The organism is Methylobacterium sp. WL116 (assembly GCF_008039455.1).
Taxonomy (GTDB): Bacteria; Pseudomonadota; Alphaproteobacteria; order Rhizobiales; family Beijerinckiaceae; genus Methylobacterium.
The window spans coordinates 1-7,489 of the sequence record NZ_VRUV01000212.1 but is presented as its reverse complement, the minus strand read 5'-3'; the positions used below and the strand labels follow the sequence as shown (position 1 = coordinate 7,489).

At 71.8% G+C, this 7,489-nt stretch carries 7 protein-coding genes; 5 read left to right on the top strand and 2 right to left on the bottom strand.

Features of this window, described 5'->3' with window-relative positions:
• The 3 genes from FV223_RS15595 to fghA form a co-directional block, all read left to right on the top strand.
• Positions 1 to 567: PD-(D/E)XK nuclease family protein (locus FV223_RS15595; RefSeq protein WP_187276154.1), on the top strand; the 567-nt coding region annotated here is incomplete at its 5' end.
• A gap of 227 nt (positions 568 to 794) precedes the next feature.
• Positions 795 to 1,931, top strand: coding sequence for an S-(hydroxymethyl)glutathione dehydrogenase/class III alcohol dehydrogenase (locus tag FV223_RS15590; protein ID WP_147727892.1), 1,137 nt, complete (start codon positions 795 to 797; stop codon positions 1,929 to 1,931).
• Between the two features lie 111 nt (positions 1,932 to 2,042).
• Positions 2,043 to 2,876, top strand: a complete 834-nt coding sequence (gene fghA, locus FV223_RS15585; RefSeq protein ID WP_147727891.1) for an S-formylglutathione hydrolase — start codon at positions 2,043 to 2,045, stop codon at positions 2,874 to 2,876.
• A 202-nt stretch (positions 2,877 to 3,078) separates the two neighbouring features.
• On the opposite strand, the gene FV223_RS15580 is transcribed toward fghA, so the two are convergent.
• Entirely contained in the window at positions 3,079 to 3,324 is a 246-nt protein-coding gene (locus tag FV223_RS15580; RefSeq protein ID WP_147727890.1) for a hypothetical protein, read from the bottom strand.
• Positions 3,325 to 3,500: 176 nt separating this feature from the next.
• Here FV223_RS15580 and FV223_RS15575 point away from each other — a divergent pair, with 176 nt between their 5' ends.
• Together FV223_RS15575 and FV223_RS15570 are read left to right on the top strand one after the other, a co-directional pair.
• Complete coding sequence (locus tag FV223_RS15575) at positions 3,501 to 4,559, top strand: putative sulfate exporter family transporter (protein WP_147727893.1); 1,059 nt, start codon at positions 3,501 to 3,503, stop codon at positions 4,557 to 4,559.
• 77 nt (positions 4,560 to 4,636) lie between these two features.
• Positions 4,637 to 5,575, top strand: coding sequence for a dihydrodipicolinate synthase family protein (locus FV223_RS15570; protein ID WP_147727889.1), 939 nt, complete (start codon positions 4,637 to 4,639; stop codon positions 5,573 to 5,575).
• 112 nt (positions 5,576 to 5,687) lie between these two features.
• Here FV223_RS15570 and addB read toward each other — a convergent pair.
• Positions 5,688 to 7,489, bottom strand: a 1,802-nt coding sequence (gene addB, locus FV223_RS15565) for a double-strand break repair protein AddB (protein ID WP_147727888.1), incomplete at its 5' end; no start/stop codon positions are given.

Sequence of the window (7,489 nt, the reverse complement as noted above, 5' to 3'; positions counted from 1 at the left end):
GCCGACGGCGAGCGCCAGATCCCGCCGCGGCAGGCCGATACCGAGGCGCGCCGGCGCGGCAAGCTGATCCACGCCCTGCTGGAGCACCTGCCGCGCCTCGACCCGGCCGCCCGCGAGAGCGCCGCGACCGCCTTCGTGGCCGCCCGCGCGCCGTCCTTCTCGCGCCCGAAGCGCGCGGCGATCGTGCAGGCGGCCCTGAACCTCATCGCGACGCCGGACCTCGCGCCGCTCTTCGCCCGCGAGGCGCGGGCCGAGGTCAGCCTGTCGGGGCGGGTCGTGGTCGCGGGCATCGAGCGGCCGGTCTTCGGCCGCATCGACCGCCTCGCGGTCGCCGACGGCACGGTGCGGCTCGCCGACTTCAAGACCGGGCGCCCGCCCGCCGAGGGCGCGCCGCCGCCGCGGCCCGAGACCGCGCAGATCGCCCTCTACGCCCGCCTGCTCGCGCGGATCTACCCGGACCACGCGATCCGCCCGATGCTGGTCTGGACCTCGGGACCGGTGATCCGGCTCCTGAGCGAGGCGGAGATCGCGGAGGCGCTGGCCGGGCTCGGGCTGGCCGCGGCGTGACGCGGCCGCACGTGGCAGGGTCCTGAGCGGCCGGGTCCTGAGCGCCCGGGTCCGCGCCTGCGGCGGGGTCCCCCTGCGGAAATGGCGGTTGCGTCTGGGGCCGAGAACCAGCATCAGGCGTCTCGTATTTCGGGCCGTTCGGATCGCCGCCGCCAGGTGGAGCGATCCGAAGCGCCGTCGCCTGTCGACGCCGTCCGTTATCGTCCAGGCACAGGGAACCCGACATCATGAAGACGCGCGCAGCCGTGGCGTGGGAGGCGAAGAAGCCGCTCACGATCGAGACCATCGACATCGAGGGGCCGAAGGCCGGCGAGGTCCTCGTCGAGGTGATGGCCACCGGCATCTGCCACACCGACGCCTACACCCTCTCGGGCCTCGATTCGGAGGGCAAGTTCCCGGCGATCCTCGGCCACGAGGGCGCGGGCATCGTCCGCGAAATCGGCGCCGGCGTCACCGACCTGAAGGTCGGCGACCATGTGATCCCGCTCTACACGCCCGAATGCCGCGGCTGTAAGTCCTGCCTGTCGCAGCGCACCAACCTCTGCACCGCGATCCGCGCGACGCAGGGCCAGGGCGTGATGCCCGACGGCACCAGCCGCTTCTCCTGCGTCTCCACCGGCGGCAGCCCGGGCGGGTCCGACACCCTGTTCCACTACATGGGCTGCTCGACCTTCTCGAACTTCACCGTGCTGCCGGCGATCGCGCTGGCGAAGATCCGCGAGGACGCCCCCTTCGACAAGGTCTGCTACATCGGCTGCGGCGTCACCACCGGCATCGGCGCGGTGATCTACACCGCGAAGGTCTGGCCCGGCGCCAACGTCGTGGTGTTCGGCCTCGGCGGCATCGGCCTCAACGTGCTCCAGGCCGCGCGGATGGTGGGGGCCGACAAGATCATCGGCGTCGACATCAATCCCGACAAGCAGGAGATGGCGCGCAAGTTCGGGATGACCCACTTCATCAACCCGAAGGAGGTCGGCAACGATCACGTCGTCGCGGCGATCCTCGACGCCACCGGCGGCGGCGCCGACTTCTCGTTCGACTGCACCGGCAACGTCCACGTGATGCGCCAGGCGCTCGAGTGCTGCCACCGCGGCTGGGGCGAGTCGATCGTCATCGGCGTGGCGGAGGCCGGCAAGGAGATCTCGACCCGCCCGTTCCAGCTCGTCACCGGCCGCGTCTGGAAGGGCTCGGCCTTCGGCGGGGCGCGCGGCCGCACCGACGTGCCGAAGATCGTCGACTGGTACATGGAGGGCAAGATCAACATCGACGACCTGATCACCCACACCATGCCGCTCGACGAGATCAACCACGGCTTCGACCTGATGCACGAGGGCAAGTCGATCCGCTCGGTGGTGCTGTACTAGGACCGACACTCGGACCGACGCGCGCTTCCCTCCCCCCCTCTGCGGGGGAGGGAGGAGCCTGTATCGACCCATCGGCCGGTAACGGCCCCAGAGCCCCCAGGAGATCACCCCATGGAAACCGTCTCGAAGGCCCTCTCGCACGGTGGCGTCCAGGGCGTGTACAAGCATGACGCGACGACCACCGGCTGCCCGATGACCTTCGCGGTCTTCGTGCCGCCCCAGGCCAAGGACGGCCCGGTGCCGTTGCTGTGGTACCTCTCGGGGCTGACCTGCACCCACGCCAACGTCATGGACAAGGGCGAGTACCGGCAGGCCGCCGCTCGCCACGGCGTGATCGTCGTCGCGCCCGACACCTCGCCCCGCGGCGAGGGCATTCCCGACGAGGCCGGCAACTGGCAGTTCGGCTCCGGCGCGGGCTTCTACCTCGACGCGACGCAGGCACCCTATTCCGCGAACTACCGGATGTGGAGCTACGTCACCGAGGAGCTTCCGGCGCTGGTCGCGAAGAACTTCCCCGCCGACATGAGCCGCCAGGGCATCTTCGGCCACTCGATGGGCGGGCACGGCGCGCTCACGATCGCGCTGACCTATCCCGACCGCTTCAAGTCCTGCTCGGCCTTCGCGCCGATCGCCCAGCCCTCCACGGCGGGCTGGTCGAAGCCGGCCTTCGAGAAGTATCTCGGCACGGACGCGGCGGCCTGGCGCGCCCACGACGCCACCGCGCTGATCGAGGACGGGCACCACTTCCCCGAGTTCCTCGTCGACCAGGGCACCGCCGACAGCTTCCTTCAGGACGGGCTGCGGCCGTGGCTGCTGGAAGAGGCCTGCAAGAAGGCCGGCATCGCGCTGACCCTCAACATGCGCGAGGGCTACGACCACTCCTACTTCTTCATCTCCAGCTTCATGGACGACCACATCGCCTGGGCCGCCGCCCGGCTGAAGTGACAAAAAACCCTCCCGCGATCGGGCGATCGCGGGAGGGTTTTTGCTTTCGGCGTCGTCACGACGGCTCACGCCGCGACGGCACGCGTCGAACGATGATCGCGGTCGTCCCATCCATGAGGCCTTCGGCGGACATCGGGCCTCGACGTGCAGGATGACAGGGATGGACCGCGTCGCGGTGTCCCCGCCGGCGGCCGGCCTGAAATCAGCGCAGGGCCGTGACCTGCACGGGCGCCGCGTCCGCGACCTGCGACGGGGTCTGATCCGCCAAGTAGATCCGGCCGCCGACGAACAGAAGCGCCAGAGCCCAGAACACCAGGGCCGCACGGCGCGTCTCGCGGTAACTGCCGGCTGCGCCCACGGCCTTCGCATCGACGCAGGCGCGCGGCATCTCCATCGGCTCGCCGAAGGGATCGTAGGCGGTCGTGCGCTGGTCGAGCTGGGCGGTCATGATGGGAGATGTCGCGCTTGGCCGCCGCCGGATCAATGGTTGCGTCTTCCGAAGATTCCTTGACAAAGAGAGGCTTCTTCTCCGCCGGATCGCCGGTGTGGAAGTTCGTTCCTCGACGCATCCCCGGGTGCGGAATCCGCCGAGCGAGAGGCCGCGTGACCGCAGACTCGAAGCCGATGACCCCGCCCGCGCACGCCGCGCCCACGGTCGCCGCCGGCCCGTTCGCGCTGCTGCCGGGCATCCTCGTCTGCGTCGCGATCACCGGGATCGCGATGGGCGTGCAGGCGGTCGAGGAGCGCGCGCTCGACCATCCGTATATCGAGGCGCTGGTGATCGCGATCCTGCTCGGAATCGCGCTCCGCAGCGCGTGGGTGCCGGGGGCGCGCTTCCGCAGCGGCATCGCCTTCAGCGCCAAGCAGCTGCTCGAGCTCGCCGTGACGCTGCTCGGCGCCTCCCTGAGCCTCGGGGCGATCGTCGCCTCCGGCCCGGCGCTGCTCACCGGCATCGTCGGCACGGTGATCCTGACGATCGCGGCGAGCTACGGCATCTGCCGCCTGCTGGCGCTGCCGGCGCGGATGGCGATCCTCGTCGCCTGCGGCAACGCGATCTGCGGCAACTCGGCGATCGCCGCCGTCGCCCCGGTGATCGGGGCCGACAACAAGGACATCGCCGCCGCGATCGCCTTCACCGCCGTGCTCGGCGTGCTGATGGTGCTCGGCCTGCCGCTGTTCGTGCCGTTGGCCCACCTGTCCGACAACCAGTACGGCGTGCTCGCCGGGCTCACCGTCTACGCGGTGCCGCAGGTGCTGGCCGCCACCGTGCCGGTGAGCCTCGCCAGCACCCAGGTCGGCACCCTGGTCAAGCTGGTGCGCGTGCTGATGCTCGGCCCGGTGGTGCTCGCCTTCTCGCTGATCGCCCGCCGGCTGCCGGCCGAGGGCGGCGCGGCGGCCCGGCCCGGGCGCCTGAGCCTGACCAAGCTCGTGCCGTGGTTCATCGTCGGCTTCCTGGTGCTGGCGAGCCTGCGCTCCCTCGGCCTGATCCCCGACGCGGCCGCGCTTCCGCTGACGAGGCTCGCCGGCATCCTCACCATCGTCTCGATGGCCGCGCTCGGCCTGGGCGTCGACGTGCGCATCCTCGCGCGCGTCGGCGGACGCGTCACCGCCGCCGTCACCGGCTCGCTCCTCGTGCTCATCGGCATCAGCCTCGTGCTGATCCGGGCCCTCGGCATCGCCTGAGCGGCTGCGACGCCACCGCCGAGTCGGTCTATCGTCCGCGTTCCTCGTCCCGACGCCGTCACGAAGGATCAAACCCCATGCGCCTCGATGCCTCCGAACGCGGCGTCTTCCCGATCGCCCCGACGCCGTTCCACCCGGACGGCCGCATCGACCACAACTCGATCGACCGGCTGACCGACTTCTACGCCGCGAACGGCGCCACCGGCCTCACCGTGCTCGGGGTGATGGGCGAGGCGCCCAAGCTCGACCAGGGCGAGGCGCTCGACGTCGCCCGACGCTTCATCGTGCGGGCGAAGGGCCTGCCGGTGATCGTCGGCGTCTCGGCGCCGGGCTTCGCCGCGATGGCGTCGCTGGCCCGCAGCGCGATGGATGCGGGCGCGGCCGGGGTGATGATCGCGCCGCCCAGTTCCCTGCGCACGGACGACCAGATCGTCGCCTACTACGCGCAGGCCGCCGAGGCGATCGGCGCCGACGTGCCGTTCGTGATCCAGGACTATCCCCTCACCTTCACCGTGGTGATGACGCCGGGCGTGATCCGCCGGATCGTCAACGACAACCCGGCCTGCCGGATGCTCAAGCACGAGGACTGGCCGGGGCTCGAGAAGATCTCGGCTTTGCGCGGCTTCGAGGCGGAGGGCTCGATGCGGCACATTTCGATCCTGTGCGGCAACGGCGGCCTGTTCCTCGATTTCGAGACCGAGCGCGGCGCCGACGGGGCGATGACCGGCTACGCCTTCCCCGACATGCTCGCCGACGTGGTCCGCCTCTCGGCCGCCGGCGAGCGCGACGCCGCCCACGACCTGTTCGACGCCCATCTGCCGCTGCTGCGCTACGAGCAGCAGCCCGGCATCGGGCTGGCGGTGCGCAAATACGTCATGGCGCGCCGCGGGCTGATCGCCTCCGCCGCCCAGCGCAAGCCCGGCGGCACGCTGGGCCCGAAGGCGGTCGCCGAGGTCGAGTACCTGCTCGGCCGGCTCGCCCGCCACGATCCCCGCGCGGCGCTGGCGCCGGTCTGAAGCCTCGGTTCGCCGACGGATAGATTCGGAGGCTGCTCTCGCGCCTTTCCCTCCCCCCACTGCGGGGGAGGGAGACGCGTGCATCCGCTCCGATCGACCGGAGGCAACCGGATCAGCCCTCGCCATCTCCCCCGAGCGACCATTCGCCGACGCGGGCGAGGTGGTCGTAGTCGCCGTAGGACTTGGCGTACTTCGCGTAGGGCCGCGAGGTGTAGGCGGCCTGCCCGGTCATGAAACGGGCGACGAGCCCCCTCAGGCGGGTGGCGTGCTCCTCGACGATCTCCGCCACGGTGCGCGGATCGCCCTTCGGCGGCTTCACGGCCAGCGGCACGAACGGCTTCCGCCCGCCCGAGGCGTGGACGTAGAGCAGGTCCGGCGTCGCGTTCGTCGCCGGAAACCCGTCGAACGCGCCGTGCATCAGCATCGCCGCCTCCAGGGTGAGCTGCGGTGAGAAGCCGGCAAAGATCTCGCGGGCCGAGGGCGGCGCACCGGTCTTGAAGTCGACGATGCAGGCGCCGTCCGCCCCGCGCTCGATCCGGTCGGCGCGCGCCCGGAGCGTGAAGGTCTCAGGCCCGAGCGGGATCGCCCACCGTCCGAAGATCTCGGGCTCGACCCGCGCGAGGGTCGCCCGCCGCGCGATCTCCCAGGGAAGGTAGACGGCGGCCATGCGCTCGTAGCGCGGCCACCACTCGGCGTAGAGCTCGGGGTAGGTGTCGGCGGTGCCGGCGAAGGCCTCGACCGCGATCTGGTTGAGCCGTTCCCAGGCGATTGCGGGATCGGGCAGCGCATCGGGATAGCGCTCGGCGAATCGGCCGAAGATCGCGTGGATCATGGTGCCGCGGTCCCCCGCGCCGGGCCGCTCGGCCACCGCCTCGAGCGGATCGAGCCCGAGCACGTGGCGGGCGAAGACGGCGTAGGGGTCGCGCACCAGCGTCTCGATCTCGGTGACGCTGAGGCTGCGCGGGAACAGGGCCGGGTCGGGCTTGGGCTTCGGCTGGGTCAGGCGCGGCTGCGCGGGCGCCGTGTCGAGCACGCGCGCATAGCCGGCAAAGCGCCGGCCGGCGTCGAGGGTGGCCGCCCAGGCCGCCTCACCGGCGAAGGCGCGGATGCGCTGGAGAAAGCGCGACGGCACGGTCGGCGAGCCCTCGCGCTTGGCCGCGCGGGTGATCACCGCGTCGCGGCAGCCGAGGGCCTGGACGAAGTCGTGCGCCGCCTGGCCGAGCTGGCGCTCGGGCGGGTTGAGGCCGATGCGTTCGCGCATCGGCCGGTTGAGGAAGGAATCCGTGGTGGTCTTGCCGGGCCAGACGCCCTCGTCGAGCCCGGCGAGCACGACGCGGTCGTAGTGCATCAGGCGCGATCCGAGCGGATCGAGGATGCTCAGGCGCGGATGCGGCGCCGGCCCGGCGCAGGGCACGGTGCGATCGGCGGCGAGCGTAGTAAGGAAGGCGGGGTAGTCGTCGAAGCTCCCCGGCAGCAGCGCCGCGTCGGCCTCGGCGCGGTGGCCGACGAGGTTCCGCACGTCGTCGAACAGCGTGTCGAGGCAGTTCAGCGAGGCATCGGCGATCGGCTCGGCCACCTCCGCCGGCCGCGCCAGCAGCGCCTCGCACACCTCGGCATGGAGGCGCGCCGCCTCGACGAGATCGCAGGCGGCCGCCTCGGCGCCGCAGGAGCCGGCGAACGCGGCGAGCGGTGCGAACGCGGCCTCGAGCTGATCGAGGATCGTCGCCGCCAGGTCCCAATCGCGGTCGCCGAGGCGCTGCTTGGCCCGGGGCTGGTGCCTGTGCGGGGCGGCGCGCTGGACGGCGAGCGCATCCTTGAGCCCCTGGAAGCTGCCGGCCGGCGCCGGGCCGCGCAGCACGCCGATCTCCAGGGCCGCCGCGCCGCGCACGACGTCGCCGCGCGGGAGGCCGAGGC

What these genes read in the sequence shown, in the direction of transcription:
- FV223_RS15575 (WP_147727893.1), top strand. Translation starts at nt 3,501, where the DNA reads ATGACCCCGCCCGCGCACGCCGCGCCCACGGTCGCCGCCGGCCCGTTC.
- FV223_RS15590 (WP_147727892.1), top strand. Translation starts at nt 795, where the DNA reads ATGAAGACGCGCGCAGCCGTGGCGTGGGAGGCGAAGAAGCCGCTCACG.
- fghA (WP_147727891.1), top strand. Translation starts at nt 2,043, where the DNA reads ATGGAAACCGTCTCGAAGGCCCTCTCGCACGGTGGCGTCCAGGGCGTG.
- FV223_RS15580 (WP_147727890.1), bottom strand. Translation starts at nt 3,324, where the DNA reads ATGACCGCCCAGCTCGACCAGCGCACGACCGCCTACGATCCCTTCGGC.
- FV223_RS15570 (WP_147727889.1), top strand. Translation starts at nt 4,637, where the DNA reads ATGCGCCTCGATGCCTCCGAACGCGGCGTCTTCCCGATCGCCCCGACG.